We start from the raw sequence: 22,610 nt of genomic DNA on the forward strand, positions 1-22,610 counted from the left end.
ATTGATAAGTCCGGCTCAGGCGACTTCTGTGGCTTCCCCCCGTTCGCTGCCTTTACCGGCATTGGCAGAAACCTGAGCCACGATGAGCTTGATGCCTGCATTTTCCACCATCCGCCGCGCCTCATCCGAGATGCCATCATCGGTAATCAGCGTGCTGATACGGTCGAGAGGACAGAGAATAAGGCTGGAGCGACGGGTGAATTTCGATGAATCGACCATCAGAACAATATCGTCTGCCTGGCCCATCAGTTTTTGTTCACTCTGAATGATCAGTGCGTCCGATTCCATCACGCCGAGAGGGCTGACGCCCTGACAGCCCATGAACATGCGTCGACCGTAGAAATTACGGATCACATCGTTATCAAAGGGCGAAAGAATAAGGCTCTGATCGCGATAAATGGCTCCGCCAGGCACGATAACTGTACTTTTGGACTGACGCAGAAGGTGTTCGGCAATGGCAAAGGAATTGGTCAGAACCTGCAATCGACGCGCTGCGAGGTAGTGCACCATCTGAAAAGTGGTTGAGCCACCATTGATAATGATGCTGTCGCCTTCCTCGCAAAGCGACACAGCTTCGCGAGCGATTGCACGCTTGCGGTCAGTATTTTCCGTTTCCGATACTTTAAAAGGTCGGCCAGCAAGACTGCCAAGCTGTGGTGGATGAATGGCCTCTGCGCCACCACGTACTCGCTTGATACGGCCCTGCATATGAAGCGATGCAATGTCGCGCCTAAGGGTCGCTTCGGACGCCTCCGTCAATTCCACCAGATCCTGAATGGTGATCACCGGCTTCTCCTGAACCGCGCTCAGGATAATACGGTGGCGCTCTCTTTCGTGCATGGCTCCTCCTTTTTCTTGTATCAAACACAAATGCGGGCAGTGTCAATCATAAACAATCATATTTATGCAAAGTAAGAATAGTATTGCTTATTTTTGATCGTTTGTGATTGACATTAATTTGCACATTACGCCATATCTGTCGCCAACATGATCGTTTGTGCGCGAAAAAGAAAGTGCGCAATCAGGTCTTCACCATAAAACGGGAGGATGACATGGTGGCCGAAAGCAGGCTTTTGCATAACCGCTGGGATGATGCCAAGGCAGCGACGCTGGATGAACCGGGTAAATTGCTTTATCGCTCCAATCTCCTTGGCTCCGACAAGCGCATCACCAATTATGGCGGCGGCAATACGTCTGCAAAGGTGGAGGAAATTGATCCGCTGACAGGCCAGAAAGTTCAGGTTCTCTGGGTCAAAGGTTCAGGCGGCGATGTTGGCACGATCAAGCTGGATGGCTTTGCCACGCTTTATCAGGATAAGCTTGATGCACTGAAGGGTATTTACAAGGGGGGTGATGATGAAGACCGCATGGTCGGCTTTCTTCCGCATTGTACCTTCAACCTCAATCCGCGCGCCGCTTCCATTGATACGCCGCTACATGGTTTTGTACCATTCATCCATGTCGATCACATGCATCCTGACGCGATCATCGCGATCGCCGCATCTAAGAACTCCCGCGAACTGACCGCCGAGATTTTTGGCGATGATATTGGCTGGCTGCCTTGGCGCCGACCGGGCTTCCAGCTTGGCCTCGACCTCGAAGCCTTTGTGAAGTCAAATCCGAAGGTAAAGGGTGTAGTCCTTGAAAGTCATGGTCTTTTCACTTGGGCCAATGATGCAAAGACCTGTTATGAAACGACCCTAGCAATCATCAACAAGGCTATCGAATGGCTTGATCAGAAGACCGACGATAAAGCTGCTTTCGGTGGAGCTGTCGCACAAAGCCTCGAAGCACCGGAACGTCGCGCCATTGCCGCGCGTCTTATGCCGGAGATTCGCGGTCTTATTGGAAACAGCGAACGCAAGCTTGGTCATTTTGATGATCAGGAGGCTGTGCTTGAATTCGTAAACGCGAAAGATCTTCAGCCGTTGGCTCGCCTGGGCACATCCTGCCCGGATCACTTCCTGCGTACGAAAATCCGCCCGCTTGTAATCGATTTTGACCCAGCCAAGCCCGATGTGGATCGTATAGTTGACGGACTGGACGCCGCGTTAGAAGCCTACCGTGCTGACTACACCCGCTATTATGAGAGCTGCAAGCGCGATAATTCGCCAAAAATGCGCGATCCAAACCCGGTAATTTTCCTGATCCCGGGCGTTGGTATGCTGTCATTTGCACGCGACAAGGCTACAGCGCGCATTGCCGGTGAGTTCTACGTCAACGCGATCAACGTCATGCGCGGCGCATCTGCCGTGTCCGAATATCAAGGCTTGCCGGAGCAGGAAGCCTTCGACATCGAATATTGGTTGCTCGAAGAAGCAAAACTCCAGCGGATGCCAAAGCCGAAAAGCCTAGCAGGGCGTATCGCACTCATTACCGGTGGAGCAGGTGGTATCGGTTACGCGACCGCAGAACATCTTGCAGGCGAGGGTGCTTGCGTGGTTCTGGCTGATATTGACGCAGGGTCGCTCAAATCCGCTCATGATAATTTGTCGAAACGCTTCGGCGCGGATCAGGTGCGTAGCGTTGAGCTGAATGTGACCGATGAGAAGGCCGTGATAAGCGCCTTCATCGAGGCAAGTGTTGAACTTGGTGGCATTGATATTCTGGTTTCCAATGCAGGTATTGCATCATCGGCACCCATCGAAACTACCGAGCTTTCGATGTGGAATCGCAATATTGACATTCTCGCTACAGGATATTTTCTTGTCTCTCGTGAGGCATTCCGGTTATTCCGGCGTCAAAAGCTTGGCGGAAATGTTGTTTTCGTGGCATCCAAGAACGGTCTGGCCGCGTCACCCGGCGCATCCGCTTATTGCACTGCAAAGGCGGCCGAAATTCATCTGGCACGTTGTCTGGCACTCGAAGGCGCAGAGATCGGCATTCGGGTGAATGTCGTCAATCCTGATGCTGTTTTGCGTGGCTCGAAAATCTGGGATGGTGAGTGGCGGGAGCAGCGCGCAGCTTCTTCCAAAATCGACGTCACGGAGCTCGAGGAACATTACCGCAAGCGCTCCCTTTTGAAGCTCAATGTGCTGCCCGAAGATATTGCGGAAGCAATCTACTTCCTCGCGAGTGATGCCTCGGCCAAATCTACCGGCAATATCATTAATGTGGATGCCGGAAACCAGCAAAGCTTCCCGCGCTGATCATTGAAAAGGCGGGCGAGGCGATCTTGCCTTCCTGCCTTTTATCCAAGAAATTGAGGGCATTCTGGGAGGAACCATGTCGGAACAACGTATTGCAGCCGATTTCATCGCTGAGCATAATTTCGGTTACGAAAGCCCATTGAAGAGCGATTATCAGGCGCTTGGCGACCACCTTGCACGCCGCGGCATTGAAATCGAAAAAATCACCGAAAAGGTTGCGAAGTATTATGTTGCCGTACCGTCTTGGGGTGCGGGAACGGGCGGCACACGCTTCGGTCGCTTTCCGGGGCGCGGTGAACCACGGGGTATTTTTGACAAGCTCAATGATTGCGCCGTTATCAACGAGCTATCGCGCGCAACACCAAATGTCTCACTGCACATTCCATGGGATAAAGCCGATCCGAAAGAGCTGATGGCACATGCCGCTGCCCTGGGGCTTGGCTTTGATGCGATGAACTCCAACACGTTTGCGGATTCAGCCGATCAGCAACATTCTTATAAGTATGGCTCACTTACGCACGTGGATGTGGCAGTCCGCGCGCAGGCCGTTGAGCACAATATTGAGTGTATTGAAATCGGAAATGCTATTGGCTCCAAGGCGCTGACGGTTTGGCTTGCTGACGGCTCAAACTTCCCGGGCCAGCAGAATTTCACCCGCGCTTTCGAGCGTTATCTGCATTCGATGAGCGAGATTTATAAGGCGCTGCCGGATGATTGGCGGTTGTTCTCTGAGCATAAGATGTACGAGCCAGCCTTCTATTCGACGGTCGTGCAGGACTGGGGTACAAATTACCTCATAGCCTCAACGCTTGGTCCAAAAGCGCAATGTCTGGTTGATCTTGGCCATCACGCCCCAAATACCAATATCGAAATGATCGTTGCCCGGCTGATGCAGTTTGGAAAGCTTGGCGGCTTTCACTTCAACGACAGCAAATATGGCGATGATGATCTTGATGCGGGGTCTATTGATCCTTATCGCCTGTTCCTTGTTTTCAACGAATTGGTTGATGCGGATTATCGCGGTGTGAAGGACTTTCATCCAGCTCACATGATTGATCAGTCGCATAATGTGACTGATCCGCTGGAAAGCCTCATCTCTTCAGCAAACGAAATACGCCGTGCTTATGCGCAAGCACTGTTGGTGGATCGCGAGGCTCTAGAAACCTATCAGCAGGAAAACGATGCTCTGATGGCATCAGACACGCTGAAACGTGCGTATCGCACAGATGTTGAGCCTATATTGGCCGAAGCACGTCGCCGAACTGGTGGGGCGATTGAACCAATTTCGGCCTATCGCGCCAGCGGCTATCGCGAAAAAGTTGCCAAAGAGCGTCCTGAAAGCAAAAGTGACAGCGGCGCTTTCAATTAAAGCAATTCAATCAGGGATCGTCCTTGTAAGAACGATCCCCGTTTGGTTTCGACTATTGCATAATTACACTGTGATAGCGCACGGCGCTCTATTGCGCTTTTCTGAATGTCAGATTGTAGCGATAGCGCCCCAGCTGCGGGTGTTCGCCGTCTTTAAGCGCCAGAATGCCATGATAGAACAGCCTTGAGGGGCCACCCCAGACGACCACGTCACCATGATACAGCACAAATTTGCGCACGGGGTCATTGCGCTGCGAACCACCAAACTGAAATGTCGCGGGAAGGCCAAGCGATACGGACACAATCGGATTGGTGAAATCCTTCTCGTCCTTATCCTGATGAAGCGACATCTTTGCACCCGGTTCATAGCGATTGATGAGGCAGGCATCGGGTGAAAATGCAGCGTAACCCGCTTCCTGCGCAGCAGTTTCAGCCAGATTAAGCAAAGCATCCGGCATCTCGGGCCATGGCCTGTCAGTTTCAGGATCGGCTGGACTGTAACGATAGCCGCGGCGATCTGTGACCCAACCGAATGAACCACAATTGGTCATCGCCACAGACATGCGAAAACCGCCCGGGGTGGTCATGTGGCGAAAGGGTGCTTCTTCAGCGAGACTTCGTAATGCACTGATAACGTCTTTGGCGTTCGCAAGAGCAAAGCCGCGCAAAAGCATCGCTCCGTCTGTCAGATTTTCACGCGTTTCTAGATTGGAAAAGAGATCGTTCATTGAGCGATCTTAGCATAAAGCCCTGCCACCGCTTCCCGAAAATTGCTTCCAAATTTTGTCCGCTTGACAATGCACAAGACTCGTAACATATAAAGTTACATGAAGAGAGACAGCAAATTATCGGGCGTTCTGCACGTCCTCCTTCACATGGCTGAATATCAGAGGCCGGTGACTTCCGAGGTGCTGGCGAAAGCAATGGGCACCAATCCTGTTGTGATCCGTCGCGTTATGGGCGGCCTGCGCGAGCAGGGCTATGTTCGCTCCGAAAAAGGACATGGTGGTGGTTGGGAGATCGCCTGTGATCTATCAAAGGTCACGTTGCGACACATCTATGATGCTATCGGCAAACCGTCGCTGCTTGCCATGAGCAATCGCACCGAAATGCCGGGATGCATCGTTGAGCAGGCAGTGAATGCCTCTCTGAACAAAGCGTTTCATGACGCAGAGAAACTCCTGTTGAAACGCTTTGGAGAAGTGTCACTCGCCATGTTGAGCGAGGATTTCCATAAACGCGCCCTCGAACGCGGCGCGACATTCGATTTGGAGACAGCTCATGACGCATCATGATGCAATCATTATCGGCGGAAGTTTTGCCGGGCTCACCGCTGCCACCTACATCGCTCGTGGCAGACGATCTGTCCGCGTGATCGACGCAGGCAAGCCCCGCAATCGCTTTGCTGAGCACTCGCATGGCTTCTTTGCGCAGGATGGCAGCAATCCGGCAGCCATGCTTGAAACGGCAAGAGCTCAGGTGCTGGCCTATCCCAGTGTCGAAATAACCAAAGGACAGGCCATTGGTGGAACCGGGGAGATTGATGAGTTTTCAATCGAACTCGATACAGGCGAGACAGTGCGCGGACGTAGGCTCATTTTTGCCTTTGGTATCTCGGACGAATTACCAAATGTGCCGGGACTCCCGGAACGATGGGGCAATTCGGTTATCCATTGTCCATATTGCCATGGCTATGAGTTCAGCGGCAGAAAACTTGGTGTACTGAACCTTTCACCAATGTCAGCCCATCAGGCCATGCTAATCGCAGAATGGGGGCCGACAACATTCTATTTGAATGGTGGCAATGAACCAGACGAAGCGACTCTCCTAGAACTGGAAAATCGCGGCATAACTATAGAACCTGCCAAAGTTGTGGGATTACGAGGCGAGGGGACTTCTCTGTCGGAAATCGAATTGGCTGATGGCCGGATGACTTCGGTAGAGGCGCTATATATTGCTCCCCGCAACCGGCTCAGCAGTTCTCTTACCGAACAATTCGGCTGCACACTCGAAGAAATGCCGCTTGGTAAAACTATCAAGACAGACGAGATGAAAGCGACAAGTGTTGCGGGAATTTATGCGGCAGGCGATGTTACACGCGGCGCGCACAGCGTTGCGTGGTCTGTTTCGGATGGAGTTACCGCAGGCGTCTCGGCTCACCGTTCGCTTGTTTTTTAGAGTTGTATTACATTATAAAAAAACGGGGCCAATGCCCCGTTTTTATTGCTAATTTATAACTATGCATCAGTTCCGAAACGTTCTTCGCTCAGTGCCGCCGCCATTAACGCTTTGGTGTATTCCTCGTGCGGATTATCGAAGACCTGCTCCGTATCACCTTGTTCCACGATCTTACCGTTCTTCATCACGATCACGTAGTCTGATACCGCACGGACCACTGCCATGTCATGGCTGATGAAGATGTAGGAAAGTCCATAATCCTTTTGCAAATCACGCAAGAGAGTGACGATCTGCTTTTGAACCGAACGGTCGAGCGCACTTGTCGGCTCATCAAGTACGATCACTTTCGGCTTCAAGATCATGGTGCGGGCAATCGCGATACGTTGACGTTGACCACCGGAAAACTCGTGCGGATACCGGTTGCGCATCGCCGGATCCATGCCAACTTCCTTAAGCGCTTCACAGGCACGGCGGTCGCGTTCCTTGGCCGACAGGTTCGGCTCGTGGATCAAAAGTCCTTCGGTAATGATGCGGCCTACCGTCATGCGTGGGCTTAGAGAACCGAACGGATCCTGAAACACAAGTTGCAATTCGCGGCGCTTTGGCCGCATGGCCTGCGATTCAACAGGCAACTCTTTGCCAAGATAAGCCACACGTCCGTCGGACGGCAGCAATCGCAGAATAGCACGACCAAGCGTCGATTTACCCGAACCGGATTCCCCAACAATACCGATGGTTTGGCCCTGTTTAAGGGTCAGTGAAACATCGTTGACGGCAGTGAGATAGGTTGCAGCACCCAGCCATGGTTTGTTGATAAGGAAGTTGACCTTCACATTATCAGCGCGGATCAGCACTGGTGCCTCATCAGGCGGTGAGAGCTTTTCGCCTTCCGGTTCGGCATCAAGAAGCATTTTCGTATAAGGATGCTTAGGCGCAGTGAAGAGCTTGTCCGTTTCGTTGGTTTCAACGACCTCACCGTAACGCATGACATAAACCCGATCCGCAAACCGGCGGACGATCCCGAGATCATGCGTGATGAAGACCACGGCCATGCCGAGCCGTTTTTGCAAATCTGCCAACAGGTCGAGTATCTGTGCCTGAATGGTGACGTCGAGCGCCGTCGTCGGCTCGTCAGCGATCAGAACATCCGGTTCGTTGGCAAGCGCCATGGCAATCATGACACGCTGACGCTGTCCGCCTGAAAGCTCATAAGGATAGCTGTCGATGCGGCGTTCGGGTTCTGGAATACCAACCAGTTTTAGCAGTTCAAGAATACGCGGACGCGCTTCCTTTTTGCTCATACCCCGGTGATAACGCAACGGTTCTGCCAACTGATCGCCGATGCGATAAAGCGGATCGAGTGAGGTCATCGGCTCTTGAAAGATCATTGTGATCTTTGCGCCGCGTATCTTGTTGAGTGCCTTATCGGTCATACCGATCAGGTCCTGCCCGCGATAAAGCGCTTGCCCTGTAGCCCTACCGTTCTGGGCCAGCAGGCCCATCATTGCCATGGTTGTCTGACTTTTGCCGGAGCCAGATTCACCAACAATGGCAACCGTCTCACCAGCTTTGACGTCCAGATTGATGCCACGGACGGCTTCAACCGGTCCGTCGTTTGTATCGAAGGTAACGCGCAGGTCGCGCACGCTTAGAATGTTTTCGTTCGTCATCTCAGCGATCCTTCGGGTCAAGGCTGTCACGCAGGCCATCGCCCAGGAAGTTCAGCGCAAACAGAATGATGGTGAGGGTTGCGGCAGGCCAGATCAATTGCCAGCTTGCGCCGCGCATGTTCTGCGCACCTTCCGAGATGAGAAGACCGAGCGAGGTGAGTGGGTCCTGCACACCGAGACCGAGGAATGACAGAAGGCTTTCAAGAAGAATTGCCTTGGGCACCAACAGTGTCACGAAGACGATGACCGGTCCGAGCGCGTTCGGAATGATGTGTCGTGTAATGACGCCACGCCGTGTTGCGCCTAGCGCTTCCGCTGCCTGCACGAATTCCTGTCGTTTAAGGCTCAATGTCTGCCCACGCACGATGCGCGCCATATCCAGCCATTCGGTTGCACCAATGGCAATGAAGATGATGAAAATCGACCTCCCAAAGAAGACGAGCATCAATATGACGAAAAAGATGAAGGGCAGGGAATAGAGAATATCGACAAGCCGCATCATGACATTGTCGGCGCGCCCGCCGAGGTAGCCCGATATCGCGCCATATCCAACGCCGAGCACCAAAGCCATTGCCGAAGCCAACAAGCCGATTGCCAGCGACATGCGCACACCGATAAAGATGCGTGTCATCAAATCGCGGCCAAGATTATCTGTACCGAGTACAAAATAGTTGCGCGAGACGTTGAGTGTAAGCTTGCCCGATAACCCATCTGCAGCAAGTTCGATTTTCGGATTGCTAAACAGGTCAGAGCGCTGGAAATAACGCAACACGCGCTCATCGGTCGGGCGCTGGGTGGTGAAGTTAACCAACACACTGTTGCCGGTCAATTCCGGCTCCGCTGACGCGTCAAGGCGGGCGCGGGCAAGTTCGCGTTCCAGTCCCGGCATAATCGTATCGGCACGCGGATATGCTTCCAGACTTGGAACCACGCGCACGAACTGCGGATAGATTTTGTCGTAAGGATGTGGGCTGATCATGGGTCCAAAAATGCCGACAAGTGCCAGCACGATGAGGACGATGGCACTTGTAACAGCTGCCTTGTTCTTGCGCAGACGCAACCAAGCATCCTGCCAGAGCGAGCGGCTTTGGACTGAACCCAATTTTTCTGTTTCCACGGCTGCAGTAAAATCAGTCATAGCGAACCCTCGGATCAAGCCATGCATAAAGGAGGTCGACGATGAGATTAAACACCACGACGAAAACGGAAATAACAACCACGGTGCCCATGACCATCGTGTAATCGCGGCTCAACGCGCCCTGCACGAAGTAGCGACCAATGCCGGGAATGCCGAAGATGGTTTCAACGACAACAGAGCCGGTAAGAAGTGCTGCAGCTGTCGGGCCGAGATAGGAAACAGCGGGCAGCATCGCAGCACGCAAGGCATGTACGCCGACCACGACGCGCGATGGCAGACCATAGGCGCGGGCGGTGCGAACATGATTAGCGCGCAAGGCTTCAATGGTTGCCCCGCGCACGAGGCGCGCAATAACGCCAACCTGCGGCAAAGCCAGAGTTAGCACCGGCAACATCCAGTAAGTGATATTCGCAGACGACCAGCCTCCGGCTGGGACCCAGCCAAGAATGACACCGAAAAGCAGGCTGAGGAGGGGAGCAACAACGAAGTTGGGCGTTGTGATACCGAAAGTGGCAAGTGCTACAACGAAATAATCGATGGAAGAATTCTGTTTCAGTGCTGCAATTGTACCAAGAAATGTTCCGATAATCGCAGCAAGACTAAGCGCCAAAGCGCCAAGCATGACCGAAACCGGCAGACCGGAAGCAAACAGGTCATTCACGGTAAAATCGCGACGCGTGAAGCTTGGTCCAAGATCACCACGCAGCAGATTGCCCAGATAAATCAGATACTGCTGCCAAAGCGGCGCATCCATATTATAGGCTTTCTTGAGGTTCTCAAGGATCAGAGGGTCGATCGGACGCTCCAGATCAAAAGGCCCACCGGGAGCCAGTCTTATAAGAAAGAAAGTCAAAGTCACTATTATAAAGATCGTGGGTATTGCACTACCCAATCGTCGGAGCGTGTAGCCCAGCATTTTTATTTCCCTTCTTTGCCGGACCGCTTTGAAGCGATCCGGCAAATCCCATTTCCGCATAATTTTTAAATCGAACCCGATTGAAGAAAATTATGCAGCCTTTTGAATTTTAGAGCGTCCTTTTGTGCGCCTGCGGGCGCACGGCTCTCTAAGAGTGTTCCTGCTTTTATTTAGCCTTTTATCGATACCAGTGCGTGGCATGCGAATTCATCAGATTGTCGTCGTAGCCTTTGTTCGACCATTGCGCGTAATTGAAATAGCTGTCGCTTGTGAATAATGACAGGAACGAGTTTGGAACGTTGTAATCGCCAACCCAACCATCACGCGCGATGTCGAACATGCCTTTCTGCTCAAGATAATTGAAATAGGTCGTGCCATCGGCTTCATCGAGCGTGGCGCTGATGCCAACCTCTTTAAGCATGTCGGCAATGGCCGCCATCGTATTTTTATGGTTCTCTGACGTGCTGTATTTCAGAACCACCGAAAGGCTTCCAGGTGTGACGCCTGCTTCTTCGAGAAGCTTTTTTGCCTCATCTTCTCGATCCAGTATGTCCTGTTTGGCGTAATCTAACTGCGGCGCGTCCTTCACGTAATTATTGATGCTGGGCGGCACCATAGAACTGGCAGGCAGCATTGTGCCACGCCACACTTCCTGTGACAGAAAATTGCGATCAATCGTCATTCCAATAGCTAGCCTGACACACGGGTCACGCAACTTGCTGGAAGGCTCTCCCTTGATGTTGATGTAATAGACGCCAAGCAGAGGTGTCTGACGGAAAGCTTTGCCGAAGTTCGCCTTCACATAATCCATTTGTTCGGCAGCAACATCAGAGCAGACATCTACTTCTTTCGCCTCGAAGCGACGCATGCAGCTGGAGCGATCCTGAAACGGTATCCAATTCACCTGATCAATCTGAACATGCTCAGCATCCCAATAGTAGGGATTTTTCTTCATGACGATCTTATCGTTAGGGTTGAAGCTGACGAGCTCATAAGCTCCATTGCTAATCATATGGCCTGGCTGGCTGAACTTCGATCCAAATTCCTTTACTGCGTTGGCATTGACGGGATAACCAGTGTTGTGGGTAAGCAACTCAATGAAATAGGGAGTCGGAGCATTCAGCGCGATCTGAAGTGTCTTGTCATTCAAAGCTTTCACGCCCAACCGATCAACGAACATGTGGCCAGTTGCGACCTGTTCGGCATTTTTGATCGAGTAGAAAACGCTGGCATAGCCAGCCGCAGTCTTGGGGTCCATCAAACGGCGTAAGGAAAATTCGAAATCACCTGCGGTGACAGGATCACCATTGGACCACTTGGCATCTTCACGCATATGAAATGTGTAGGTGAGGCCATCGGGCGAAATTTCCCATGACGTGGCAGCGCCTGGCACGGCCTTACCGCGACTGTCCTGAGCGACCAGGCCCTCATAAAGATCTTTTAAAACACGGTCTTCCTGGACCGTTGTGGTGAGCTGTTGATCCAGTGTCGATGGATCCATGTCATTTCCACGATTAAGTACAATTGCAGCTGAAGAGGCACTGCTTAGCGAAACCAGACAAACGCCTGCCAATAACATTTCGCGAACCATCGAGAACTCCCATAAAATTTTAAAATATACGCCCCATGAAAAAGGGACCTTTCGACCCTCCCAAGGTCGAAAGAAAAAGGGGCTGCGCCACCAGAGTACCGTGCGTCCTTTCGGACGCACAAAGATCGCTCCAACTTATTTGATCTACGCATCGGCCCTAAATCGTTTCCGATTTTTGAGCCGATGCAATAGGTGCAGCCCGAACTGAAAATTTATTGTTTGAACGAAAGCCAACGGGTCTTGTGACTGTCCATAAGGTTGTCGTTCCAACCGTCGATCTTGTCAGAAACAAGAGCACGCGAGGAATAATAAAGGATCGGAATATTGCTCATATCGTCGAGCTTGAGCTGCTCCGCTTCAGCCAGAACCTTGGCGCGGGCATCGAGATCAAGGATTTTCTCAGCTTCAGCCATTTTCGCATCATATTCCGGGTTTTTTACTTTGGAATAGTTGAAGCTGACATCGCTCTGGCTGATGTAGAGAAAGTTCTGCGGATCGTTGTAATCACCGATCCAGCCAGCCCGTGCTATATCAAATGGACCATCTTCGCGCAGGAAGTTGAAGTAAGTGGCGCCTTCGGTTTCGTTGAGTGTCGCTTTCACGCCGATATTGCCAAGTTGGTCGGCAATTGCCGCCATCGTATTCTTATTGTTTTCAGATGTGTTGTAGAGCAGTTCGATCGACAACGTGTTTGGTTCAACGCCCGCTTCTTTCAGGAGTTCCTTGGCCTTGTCTTCACGATCAAGCATATCATCGGAATAGTCGAGCTTTGGCGCGTCCTTGACGTAATGATTGATGCCCGGAGGAACCAGAGAATAGCCCGGCAGCATGGTGCCTTGCCAAACCTGCTCTGCAATAAAGTCACGATCAATTGCCATGGAAATAGCCTGACGAACGCGAGGGTCCTTCAACTTGCTGTCGGCAGTCTTGCCTTTGACTGGCAGATAATAAACGCCGAGATAAGGTGCCATGCGGAATTCGTTGCTGAGGTTCTTCTTCACGTAATCCATCTGCTCAGCAGGAACGTCAGAACAAACCTGAACTTCCTTGGCTTCGAAACGACGCATGCAGCTGGCGCGATCTTCGAATGGAATCCAGTTGATCGTATCGATCTTAACCTGATCCGCTTCGTAATAATTCGGGTTTTTCTTCATGACGATCTTGTCGTTTGGCGTGAAGCTGACAAGCTCATAAGCGCCATTCGTCACCATCTTGCCCGGTGTCGTAAACTTGTCGCCATTTTCCTCAACGCTCTTCTGGTGCAGCGGGAAACCCGTCTGGTGCGTTAGAAGTTCAAGGAAATAAGGAGTAGGGGAGTTCAGCGTAACCTTCAGCGTGTGATCATCGACTGCTTCAACGCCAAGCTCATCAATTGGCTTTTTGCCACCAGCAACATCTTCAGCGTTTTTGATAACAAACAGCATGCTGGCGTAGCCCGCAGCGGTCTTCGGGTCCATCAGACGGCGGAAAGCAAACTGGAAATCACCAGCTGTGACCGGATCGCCGTTCGACCACTTGGCATTATCGCGTAGGTGGAAAGTGTATGAAGTGCCATCTTCGGAAATATCCCAGGACTTCGCCACACCGGGGATAGCTTCGCCATCCGCATTCTGAATGGTCAGACCGTCGTAGAGATCACGAAGCACATTGCCTTCGGAAACTGTGGAGGTGCGATGATGGTCAAGCGTGGCCGGATCGGTGTCATTGCCACGGTTTAGAACAGTCTCAGCCGATGCTGCGCCCATCAATGCCAGAAGACACACGCTTGTCAGTAAAGTTTTGCGGAACACGAAGAACCCCTCCTTGGTAATTTTTGAAATGGTTTTCATCTTATGGATAAGATTAGCTCTTGCAAGAGAAGTTCTCAACGCATTGAATTAGTTGGTGGATTTACTGCAGCAAAGCTAATCTAGAAGGAAAAAATCTGGTACGCAGTAGCTGTTAAACGAAAGGGTTATGCTTAGTACAAGACGCTAAGAGATCACGAAAACTCCTTATTTTACGGCACTTTCGCGCTGCCGCTGGAGGCAGTTTCATCCAGTTTGAGACATACGATTCGCCTAAATTTTGATCATCGACTTCGGGTCCCGGAAAACACTGATTATAAGCCGAGTTTGCCGGATCATCAGGGCATCATATTAAATTCGTTTCAGATGGGTCATCCCAATAAGGCGCTGGCTATATGTGCATCATTGTTCCATAACATACGTTATGTGATCGCGACATGTAGGGGCTATTTAGTAATGCGACAGTTGGGCCAGTTAGAGATGCGACGTGTCGCCTCTTGAGGTGCTGGTCAATGTCAACGTTGGAGGCAAGGATGACGATCTTCAGTCTGGTTGAGACCATGAGCGGTTGGAGTCGTCATGCCCTGTTTGATCACCATGTCGCAGAAAGAATTGCATCGCCTCGAAGTCGTCCAGAAGATCCGTGATCTACGCCTGAGTGTTGTCCAGGCGGCTGAGCTGCTTGGCCTCAGTCGAAGTCAGGTTCACAGGCTGCTGCAAGCCTATGACCGGGATGGTCCAGCTGGCCTCGTTTCCAAGAAGCGATCGCGTCCGAGCAACCGGCGTCACAGCGAGGATTTCCGTAATACGGCGCTGGACCTGATCCGCGAACGCTATCTGGATTTCGGTCCGACGCTGGCGCGCGAGAAGCTGATCGAACTGCACCGGATCTCTGTTGCCAAGGAGACGCTGCGGCAATGGATGACCGAGGCCGGCATCTGGATCTCGCGCCGGGAACGCAAGAAACGGGTTTTCCAGCCACGCGGCCGGCGCGACTGCTTTGGCGAACTGGTGCAGATCGACGGCTCGCATCACTGGTGGTTCGAGAACCGCGGCCCCAAATGCGCCCTGCTCGTCTACATCGATGACGCCACCGGCAAGCTCTTGCATCTTCGCTTTGCCGGATCGGAAAATACGTTCGACTATCTGCATGCGACGAAGGCTTATCTGCAGCAATGGGGCAAGCCGCTGGCTTTCTATAGCGACAAGCACGGCGTTTTCCGCTCGCTCCATGCGTCGAAGAAAGACCGGACGAGCGGTCTGACGCAGTTCGGCCGGGCGCTTTACGAGCTGAACATCGACATCATCTGTGCCAACACCCCACAGGCCAAAGGCCGTGTGGAACGTGCCAACCAGACGCTGCAGGATCGGCTGGTCAAGGAGATGCGGCTGCGCGGCATCGACACGATCGAGGCCGCCAATGCCTATGCCACTGAGTTCATTATGGATTTCAACACTCGCTTCGGCAAGCAACCACGCAATCCGAAGGACATGCACCGGCCACTGGCCGAGCATGAGAACCTTGATGGCGCCATGTGCCGCAAGGAAGTCCGCACCCTTTCGCAGTCATTGACGCTGCGCTACGACAAGGTGCTGTTCATTCTCGACCCGACCGAGATTTCCAGGCCATTGGCGGGCCAGAAGGTGATCGTCTGCGATTATCCGGACGGCCGGCTCGAGATCATGCACGAGAGCTTTTCCCTGCCCTACAGAACCTTCGACACGTTGCGCTCGGTGCATCGTGCGGAGGTTGTCGATAACAAGCGGCTGGACGACATGCTGTCAATTGTCGCCGAGATGCAAGCTGGACGCGAAGAGAAACGGAGCGGCCCGCGCCGAACAGGTCAGACAAACCATATGTTTGGCATACGCGATGGCAGCGTCGGTAATGGTTATCAGAAACGTGGGCGCAAGCCGGGACGCAGGACCGATTTCATGAACGATCCGGAGGTCATTGCCAGACGTGAGAAGGCGCTGGCGCGAATAGAAGCTGGGAAATGAGGTTGACCAACGCGGGCATTATATACTGGAGAGCCCGAACATTTTTCGTATACTCACTCCATGAAAGAAGAGCTAATCTTTGAGTTATGGCTTGATCCCGAACCTGATGGCCAAATGCTCCCTGGGCTTTGCCAAGCTGGCCCTATGGGGGACGGATTTCGATCACTTCTCAACGAAGGGGCAATTCGCGTCGGGACTTTGAGTGGGCACAGCCATTTTGACGTGATGACCAGATATTGGAAATATCAAGGGTGGGGCGAATACAAGACGGAGCATTCTGAGGATTACCAGCCGTTCCCGGAACAATGGCTCCATATCCAACGCTCTCATTTGAGCACCGCTGAGGCGGTGATCTCGGAGGAAAGCTAAAGCCCGAAGAGGCGTTCCCTTATCCGCCCCCGATCTGCCCTTGCAACCCTGACCAGCCGGTCAGATCGGGGGCTTGGCGCTGCGTCCTTCATCAAGAAGTGTCGCATTTCTATCTGGCCACCGGTGTCGCATCTCTAATCAGCTTTGACACGACATGTAGGGGGGTACATTCTATTTTAAACTGCAACATGTCAATGAATTCATGAGGTTAGCCATGGAGGAAATTGGATGTCGAATTGCTATTCACAGATCACTTTGCGTGAACGTCGCCGTCTTTTCGAACTTAAACAGCTCAAAGTCCCTCTCGGCGACATTGCGCGGCTGATGGGTCGTCATCGCTCGACGATCTATCGCGAGATCAAGCGTAACAGCTTTCGGGACACTGAGATACCAGACTATAATGGCTATCACAGCGTTGTTGCCGACAATATCAGCAAAGACCGCAGAACACGGTTGCGCAAGCTCAGACGTTACCCAGAGCTGCGCAAGTTTGTCATTGAACAATTGGAAGCCCATTGGTCGCCAGAGCAGATCTGCGGCCGACTGGTTCGCCATGGTCTGAGCGCGATACGACTGTGTGCGGAAACGATTTATCGCTTCATTTACTCAAAGGAAGAATATGGGCTGAAGCTGTTTGAACACCTTGCCGAGATGCGAACAAAACGCTGCCCACGCGGCACCAGACGATCGCGCAGTTCCCGTATTCCAGAAGCGTTTCGCATTCATCAACGCCCTGATTTTATTGGCAATCGTCTGCAATTCGGCAACTGGGAAGGTGATTTGATTATCTTTGATCGTGACCTGGGAGAAGCCAATGTCATGACGCTTGTTGAACGCAAAAGTCGTTATTGCGTCATCATCAAAAACAACAGTCGGCACTCAAAGCCTATCATGAACAAAATCATTCAGGCCTTTGCTACACTGCCTTATCACGCACGCCGCAGTTTTACCTTTGATCGCGGTTCCGAGTTTATGGGGTATAGGGCTTTGGAGGATGGAATGGGGGCCAGAAGCTGGTTTTGCGATCCAAACTCGCCATGGCAAAAAGGTGCTATTGAGAACATCAACAAGCGCATTCGACGTTATTTGCCCAGCAACACTGACCTGACGCAGGTCAACCAGGCGCAGTTGACTGCCCTCGCCCATGATCTCAACGCAACCCCGCGCAAGTGTCTTGGATTCAAGACACCCGCTGAAGTGTTCGCCTCCCTTTTGCAGGAAGCAGCATAATCAGATAGCCTCACCAACGGCATGATGCACTTGGGATAGCTTTTCCAAAAACTCTATGATGTCGCCAATATCTTGTTCTGGCGCAACTGGCTGGAGTGCATGGAAAAACAGGCTCGCTTCTTCGAAGCCCACTGTACCGATCGTCTTCGCCATACCAAAAGGCTCCGATGCTACCAGCTCCGGATCAGGCTGGAAGAAGTCTTTGAGAATGCCCTTCGCGGCACAGTGGAAAATGTCGCATGGGCCATCGATCGATGTGAGGAACTGTGATGTCGCAGAACGAAGAAACTCGGGATGCCCTTGGCAAGTTTCTATTATAAGCTCAGATGAAGCGTGGCCCGCTCAGTTCGAGGCCGACTGGGCCTATCCGATAGGCCCAAAGCAAAAGCCGAGAAAGCCAAACCATCCGCCCCGCTCTGCCCTTGCAACCCCGACTAGCCGGACAGAGCGGGGCTGGTCGACGTGCCCGCAAAGAAATCAAAGTGACATTTTTAACTTTGCAGCAGATGTGACAATTCAACATGGCTGCCACATTTTTTTGCAGCCAGTTGGTTTCAGCATTCTGATGCTACTTATGAATGATACCAATGGCTTATCGGTTGTAATAACGGGCTTTTTCTCCCCGTTTCACTTTATTCAACGATACATAGATCATTTCGCCCACGAATTCATGCGCGATTTACGACTAAAGGTAGTATGGTGGAATACTAATACATAATTTGGTGTATCCAATCCCGGAATATCGGATCCACCTATGAACAAATTAGAACAGGTAAAACCTGCTGTTGGCAGGTCTTTTATCGATGCTGCCGCAGCAGTCGCCACATGTTCGATATTCCTTTGACTAATACCGGCAGCGCGCTCGTCAGAGCGTTCTAATAGATTGTTTTAGCGAACTGCATTTCCGAAGACTTTTTCTCATTGTTCGGATCGCACTTCACGAAAGCGTTAAACAGATCACCAGGAGGCATCATGGCAGCAGAAAATATCAACAACACTACAGAGCGAGCTTTGCCCATCAATCCACAACACGACGAGAAGCACGCTGCCAGTAAAGGTGAACTGAAAAAGGCTCATCATCAAATGACAGCACCATCAAAAGATTGGACGAAACTGGCCAATATCTTAAGGCGTTCATGCGGTGGTTTTTCCCGCTCACGTTCATCGCGCGTCACGTCCATAACGAGCAAACGCAGTGAGAAATAATGCCGCGTTCGTGCATAACGGCTGTCGCGGACGCTGCAATTCAACTTCTGGAAAATGAAGCTGGGTTTACTGTTTTACAAAAGCTATCAAGCCAACCGATCATGCGTATTCGGCCTAGATAAGACATGGATTGGAACGAGCTCATGACGAATGAGACACGAAACTTTGCAGTTCCCCAAAAGCGCATCAGCCAGGAGCGATTAGCCAAAGATGGCCAAATATACTCAGTAATTCATCGCATCGTGCGAATGGAAAATATTGTGATGGAGCCGTTTAGTGCTGCATGCCTAGCTGAGTATTTACCTTTGACGCGCCTGGCTCATTTAAAGGTCTATCTAAGTAGTAACGCCGCCACTTCTGGAAGAGACCATCATGCACACTTTGTAAGGGTCTTTCGCGGATGGTATCGATTCAACGAGAAATAAGACTTCCAGAATATCCCTTGAAATCTACGAGAGATGTGAGTTCCAGCCGCGATCCCATGCTGGTTCCCCACGGAAGTTATCGGCCAGATAATCGACCAGCGCTCTGACCTTTATAGCCAGATGCCGGGCTGGCGGATAAACCGCATAGATACCAAGTGGTCTGTCTTCAAACTCACCGAGCAACCGTTGCACCTCACCATCACGAATGAATGGACCGGCTATAAAAGTGGGTACGTGTGCAATCCCCAATCCAGCGCTCGCAGCTTGCAGACAGGCTTCACCATTTGAAAACTGAAGCCGCCCTGAAATGCTGACAGATTGCGTTTCACCATCTGACGACGGTACAAAGCGCCAAACAAACGGCTCGCGGAAATTCGTATCGACGATACAATTATGTCTGGATAGATCGCGTGGATGCTGCGGTGCGCCCTGCTCACGAATATAACCCGGCGCGGCCACGAGTACGACGCGGGCATCGCACAATCGCCTTGCGATGAGAGTGCTATCCAGCGGTTTACCTATCCGGACCCCAATATCAAAGCCTTCATCCACGAGGTTGACGATACGGTCGGAAAAATTGACGTCTATTTGAATCTCTGGAAATGATTTGGCAAATGCAAGCAGCACCGGTGTCAGCTGTAGCGTTCCGAAAGACATGGGCGCGGTAAGCCTTATTCGCCCACTCGGCGCACCAGATGCATTACGCACAGATGCATCCAGCGCATCAAAATCATGTAACAACCCTTTGATCCGCTCATAATATGCGTACCCGACCTCGGTCGGAGAAAGCGCTCTGGTGGTCCTTTTTATGAGTTGAACGCCCAGAGCAGCCTCAAGCTTGGATATGAGCTTGGAGGCCTGCCCGCTGCTTGTGCCGAGGCGCTGAGCGGCCGCAGAAAAGCTGCCCGTATCCAGTACGGCAACAAACATCCGTTCACTATCAAGCCGATCCATTGACTGTTTCCATTTTGGCTATTTTTACGCGTGTTTTGCGTAAAATAGCCAGAATATGGAAATAATTAAAGCAATCGTTTAGATTTGAACACTGAGTATCCCGGGTAAATCAGGGCCAAGCGGTACAATACCTGTCGGGTTCAATGTCTTGATTGAATAATAGCCACGTTTAATGTGGTCGATATTGACTGTTTCGCAGACACCCGGAATTTCTAAAACACGCAATAGCCATGCGCTCAGGCCCGGACAATCCTTAAGTTGGCGAAGATTGCATTTGAACAAGCCATGGTATGCAGCGTCGAAGCGAACGAGAGTTACAAACAGCCTGATATCTGTTTCTGTCAGACTATCGCCAAACAAGAACGGACCATGGTCGGTGAGCCTGTTTTCCAACTCAAACATCATACCGAATACGTCGAGGAAAGCTTCGTCATACGCAATTTGTGTCGTGGCAAAACCGGCCCGATAAACACCATTATTGAGGCGTGGGTAAATACGTTCATTCAACGCGTCGATCTCTGAACGCAATGCTTCTGGATAAAGATCGAAATCAGATCGAGCTAGGTTGCCAAAACCTGAATTGAGCATACGCAAAATATCAGCAGACTCATTGTTGACGATGGTCTGCTTATGCTTGTCCCACAGCACAGGTACGGTTGCACGGCCAGTATAATGCGGATCGGCTTTCGTATAGATTTCATGCATGTAGGTCGCGCCGTTGACGATATCACGATCTGCACCGGGATAATCGCCAAACCGCCAACCTTGATTGGTCAGAGCAGGTTCCACCACAGATACAGAGATAACATCTTCAAGTCTCTTAAGTTTACGTCCGATCAACGTGCGCGAGGCCCACGGACAGATATAAGCAACATATAAATGGTAACGACCGGCTTCCGCCTTAAAACCCGCCTCGCCTGTCGGCCCCGCCCTGCCATCAGGCGTTACCCAGTTTCGAAAGCCTGAAATCTGGCGCACGAAGCCGCCTTTTTCGTCCTTGGCTTGGACCGGCTGCCAGTCCTCCGTCCACTTCCCATCTACCAGCATAGCGCTTTCCTCGTAATCAGGTAAGCTACGCGGAGAGACACCCTGCCCCGCGAGAATTCGTTAAACGGCTATCTACTGTTCACCGGCCAGACGCAGCAGGCTTGATAGTATAGGCGCCATTGCCGGCCAGTGCTACGACGAGAACGCCCACGATCCAGAATGCGGGAAACTCCCAACCGCCATTAGTATTGGTGAAGAAGAACCCGGCAGCGCCGTGAACCGTAAAAATTGCACCCAGAAGGATCGGGATCAGAGCAACGGCTGCAACACGTAGATAAATGCCGATAATCAGCGCGACTGCACCAACCACTTCCCAGAGAATGGTGACATAGGCAAACCAGCCCGGCAGACCGAGCGAACCAAAGAATGCTGCAGTTCCTGCAGGTGTGAATACAAATATTTTCAGTCCAGCATGGGCAAGGAAAAGAATGCCTAGTGCGAGACGAAGAAGGAAAATTGCATAAGGGGCAGTACGATTATCGATCACGATAGACCTCGTTTTTAACGAATGCTGGTTCAGCGTGACCATGCCGAAAAGTTTGTGAAATGATTAGATAGTCGTTCCGAATTGAACTTCTTCCAAAATGGAAGAAATCAAAAAAGGGCGCATTCGCGCATGTTGAGCGATCTTGCAGTGGAGGCGAGATCGCATTAACAACAGCCTCATTCTTCTGGAGAATTTTCATGGCAGGTGGACGCCAATCTATGCCGCCGCTTAACGCGCTCGTTGTGTTCGACAGTGCTGCGCGTCTTGGCAGCTTTTCGCGCGCGGGTCTGGAACTCGGCCTTACTCAGAGTGCTGTCAGTCGTCAGATTGGCAAGCTGGAAGCCTTTATCGGCTCGAAGCTGTTCAATCGCCTCCCCGTCGGCGTTCAGCTGACCACTATGGGTGAAAGCTACGCCTCCGATGTCAGCCGTTTGCTTGGTGATTTGACCGCAGTCACCGACGGTCTGCGTGCATGGACCGGCCCTCGACAGATCACCATAGCCTGCTCACGTGGGATTGCCGATCAATGGTTCCTGTCGCGTGTAGGAATGCTTAAAGCAGAAATTCCCGGTATCGAAATCCGGCTGCGCGTAACCGACGATGTGGCGCATTTACGTCTGGACGAATTTGACCTAGCCCTTTTCTATCGCAAAGAACGCCCCATTGGAGTGAACCTCACAGTGCTCGGACGTGAAGAAGTCGTTCCGGTTTCAGCGCCCGGCACAGCCAGTATTATGGAGCAGGAAACACCTGTTCTTCTTTCAATAGAAGATACAATGCGCGAATGGCAAGGTTGGCCAGAATGGTGGCAGGATGCCCGCCTCTCTCCTCCTCCCGGCGCACTTGAATGGCGGCTAGGTGACTATGGCCTCTGCGTTGCAGCGGCTACACAAGGTATAGGAATTACGCTTGGCTGGACATGGCTCATCAAGGAGCAGCTTGCAGCAGGTACGCTTGTACCTGTCCACGAACACATGATGCGATCCGACGCCTATTTCTATCTGATGCGGCCAGCCGACCGCCATCAGCGTAAAATTGTGCGTGAAGTGTCCGATTGGCTGATAACCAGCAACGGAGCAGATTCGATCACATAA

General features: G+C 51.8%; 19 protein-coding genes and 1 pseudogene. 9 read left to right on the top strand and 11 right to left on the bottom strand.

The window, feature by feature from the left end:
- Positions 1-15: 15 nt before the first annotated feature.
- Positions 16-840, bottom strand: a complete 825-nt coding sequence (locus CES85_RS02165) for a DeoR/GlpR family DNA-binding transcription regulator (protein WP_095444429.1) — start codon at positions 838-840, stop codon at positions 16-18.
- Between the two features lie 212 nt (positions 841-1,052).
- Here CES85_RS02165 and CES85_RS02170 point away from each other — a divergent pair, with 212 nt between their 5' ends.
- Both CES85_RS02170 and rhaI read left to right on the top strand, forming a co-directional pair.
- Positions 1,053-3,149 (top strand): bifunctional rhamnulose-1-phosphate aldolase/short-chain dehydrogenase, encoded by a 2,097-nt coding sequence (locus CES85_RS02170; protein WP_095444430.1) that lies wholly within the window; start codon positions 1,053-1,055, stop codon positions 3,147-3,149.
- A 76-nt stretch (positions 3,150-3,225) separates the two neighbouring features.
- Positions 3,226-4,518: an L-rhamnose catabolism isomerase gene (rhaI, locus tag CES85_RS02175; RefSeq protein ID WP_095444431.1), complete on the top strand. Its 1,293-nt coding sequence runs from the start codon at positions 3,226-3,228 to the stop codon at positions 4,516-4,518.
- Between the two features lie 88 nt (positions 4,519-4,606).
- Here rhaI and alkB read toward each other — a convergent pair whose 3' ends face one another.
- Positions 4,607-5,245: a DNA oxidative demethylase AlkB gene (alkB, locus tag CES85_RS02180; RefSeq protein WP_095444432.1), complete on the bottom strand. Its 639-nt coding sequence runs from the start codon at positions 5,243-5,245 to the stop codon at positions 4,607-4,609.
- Positions 5,246-5,344: 99 nt separating this feature from the next.
- Between alkB and CES85_RS02185 the strand changes: the two genes are divergently transcribed.
- A complete protein-coding gene (locus tag CES85_RS02185; protein ID WP_095444433.1) occupies positions 5,345-5,812 on the top strand; it encodes an Rrf2 family transcriptional regulator in 468 nt (155 codons plus the stop codon).
- Positions 5,799-6,695 carry an NAD(P)/FAD-dependent oxidoreductase gene (locus tag CES85_RS02190; protein WP_095444434.1) on the top strand — a complete coding sequence of 299 codons (897 nt, stop codon included), beginning with the start codon at positions 5,799-5,801 and terminating at the stop codon, positions 6,693-6,695. Before CES85_RS02185 ends, CES85_RS02190 begins: the two co-directional genes overlap by 14 nt.
- A 59-nt stretch (positions 6,696-6,754) precedes the next feature.
- Here CES85_RS02190 and CES85_RS02195 read toward each other — a convergent pair whose 3' ends face one another.
- The 5 genes and pseudogenes from CES85_RS02195 to CES85_RS02215 all read right to left on the bottom strand — a co-directional run bounded on the left by CES85_RS02195 (position 6,755) and on the right by CES85_RS02215 (position 13,800).
- On the bottom strand, positions 6,755-8,365 hold the full coding sequence (locus CES85_RS02195) for an ABC transporter ATP-binding protein (RefSeq protein ID WP_095444435.1): 1,611 nt from the start codon (positions 8,363-8,365) through the stop codon (positions 6,755-6,757).
- 1 nt (position 8,366) lies between these two features.
- Positions 8,367-9,503 (bottom strand): ABC transporter permease, encoded by a 1,137-nt coding sequence (locus CES85_RS02200; RefSeq protein WP_095444436.1) that lies wholly within the window; start codon positions 9,501-9,503, stop codon positions 8,367-8,369.
- The gene (locus CES85_RS02205) at positions 9,496-10,419 is read right to left on the bottom strand and encodes an ABC transporter permease (protein ID WP_095444437.1); all 924 of its coding nucleotides are present in this window, start codon (positions 10,417-10,419) and stop codon (positions 9,496-9,498) included. The genes CES85_RS02200 and CES85_RS02205 overlap by 8 nt, the downstream gene beginning before the upstream one ends.
- Before the next feature lie 193 nt (positions 10,420-10,612).
- A pseudogene (locus CES85_RS02210) lies at positions 10,613-12,010 on the bottom strand (peptide ABC transporter substrate-binding protein); the annotation flags it as partial.
- 212 nt (positions 12,011-12,222) lie between these two features.
- Complete coding sequence (locus CES85_RS02215; protein WP_095445661.1) at positions 12,223-13,800, bottom strand: peptide ABC transporter substrate-binding protein; 1,578 nt, start codon at positions 13,798-13,800, stop codon at positions 12,223-12,225.
- 576 nt (positions 13,801-14,376) lie between these two features.
- Between CES85_RS02215 and CES85_RS02220 the strand changes: the two genes are divergently transcribed.
- On the top strand, positions 14,377-15,798 hold the full coding sequence (locus CES85_RS02220) for an ISNCY family transposase (protein ID WP_095444439.1): 1,422 nt from the start codon (positions 14,377-14,379) through the stop codon (positions 15,796-15,798).
- Positions 15,799-16,395: 597 nt separating this feature from the next.
- Positions 16,396-17,397, top strand: coding sequence for an IS30 family transposase (locus CES85_RS02230; protein ID WP_095444441.1), 1,002 nt, complete (start codon positions 16,396-16,398; stop codon positions 17,395-17,397).
- Here CES85_RS02230 and CES85_RS27040 read toward each other — a convergent pair whose 3' ends face one another.
- Positions 17,398-17,550, bottom strand: a complete 153-nt coding sequence (locus CES85_RS27040) for a hypothetical protein (RefSeq protein ID WP_157743391.1) — start codon at positions 17,548-17,550, stop codon at positions 17,398-17,400.
- Between the two features lie 819 nt (positions 17,551-18,369).
- Here CES85_RS27040 and CES85_RS02240 point away from each other — a divergent pair.
- Both CES85_RS02240 and CES85_RS02245 read left to right on the top strand, forming a co-directional pair.
- The gene (locus tag CES85_RS02240; protein WP_095444443.1) at positions 18,370-18,603 is read left to right on the top strand and encodes a hypothetical protein; all 234 of its coding nucleotides are present in this window, start codon (positions 18,370-18,372) and stop codon (positions 18,601-18,603) included.
- A 143-nt stretch (positions 18,604-18,746) separates the two neighbouring features.
- Positions 18,747-19,028, top strand: a complete 282-nt coding sequence (locus tag CES85_RS02245; protein ID WP_095444444.1) for a hypothetical protein — start codon at positions 18,747-18,749, stop codon at positions 19,026-19,028.
- Between the two features lie 24 nt (positions 19,029-19,052).
- Here CES85_RS02245 and CES85_RS02250 read toward each other — a convergent pair whose 3' ends face one another.
- The 3 genes from CES85_RS02250 to CES85_RS02260 form a co-directional block, all read right to left on the bottom strand.
- On the bottom strand, positions 19,053-19,982 hold the full coding sequence (locus CES85_RS02250; protein WP_095444445.1) for a LysR family transcriptional regulator: 930 nt from the start codon (positions 19,980-19,982) through the stop codon (positions 19,053-19,055).
- Positions 19,983-20,060: 78 nt separating this feature from the next.
- Positions 20,061-21,029, bottom strand: coding sequence for a glutathione S-transferase family protein (locus CES85_RS02255; protein WP_095444446.1), 969 nt, complete (start codon positions 21,027-21,029; stop codon positions 20,061-20,063).
- Between the two features lie 79 nt (positions 21,030-21,108).
- Positions 21,109-21,516, bottom strand: a complete 408-nt coding sequence (locus tag CES85_RS02260) for a DoxX family protein (protein WP_095445662.1) — start codon at positions 21,514-21,516, stop codon at positions 21,109-21,111.
- 197 nt (positions 21,517-21,713) lie between these two features.
- Between CES85_RS02260 and CES85_RS02265 the strand changes: the two genes are divergently transcribed.
- The gene (locus CES85_RS02265) at positions 21,714-22,610 is read left to right on the top strand and encodes a LysR substrate-binding domain-containing protein (protein ID WP_095444447.1); all 897 of its coding nucleotides are present in this window, start codon (positions 21,714-21,716) and stop codon (positions 22,608-22,610) included.

It is taken from the genome of Ochrobactrum quorumnocens, from assembly GCF_002278035.1.
Taxonomy (GTDB): Bacteria; Pseudomonadota; Alphaproteobacteria; order Rhizobiales; family Rhizobiaceae; genus Brucella; species Brucella quorumnocens.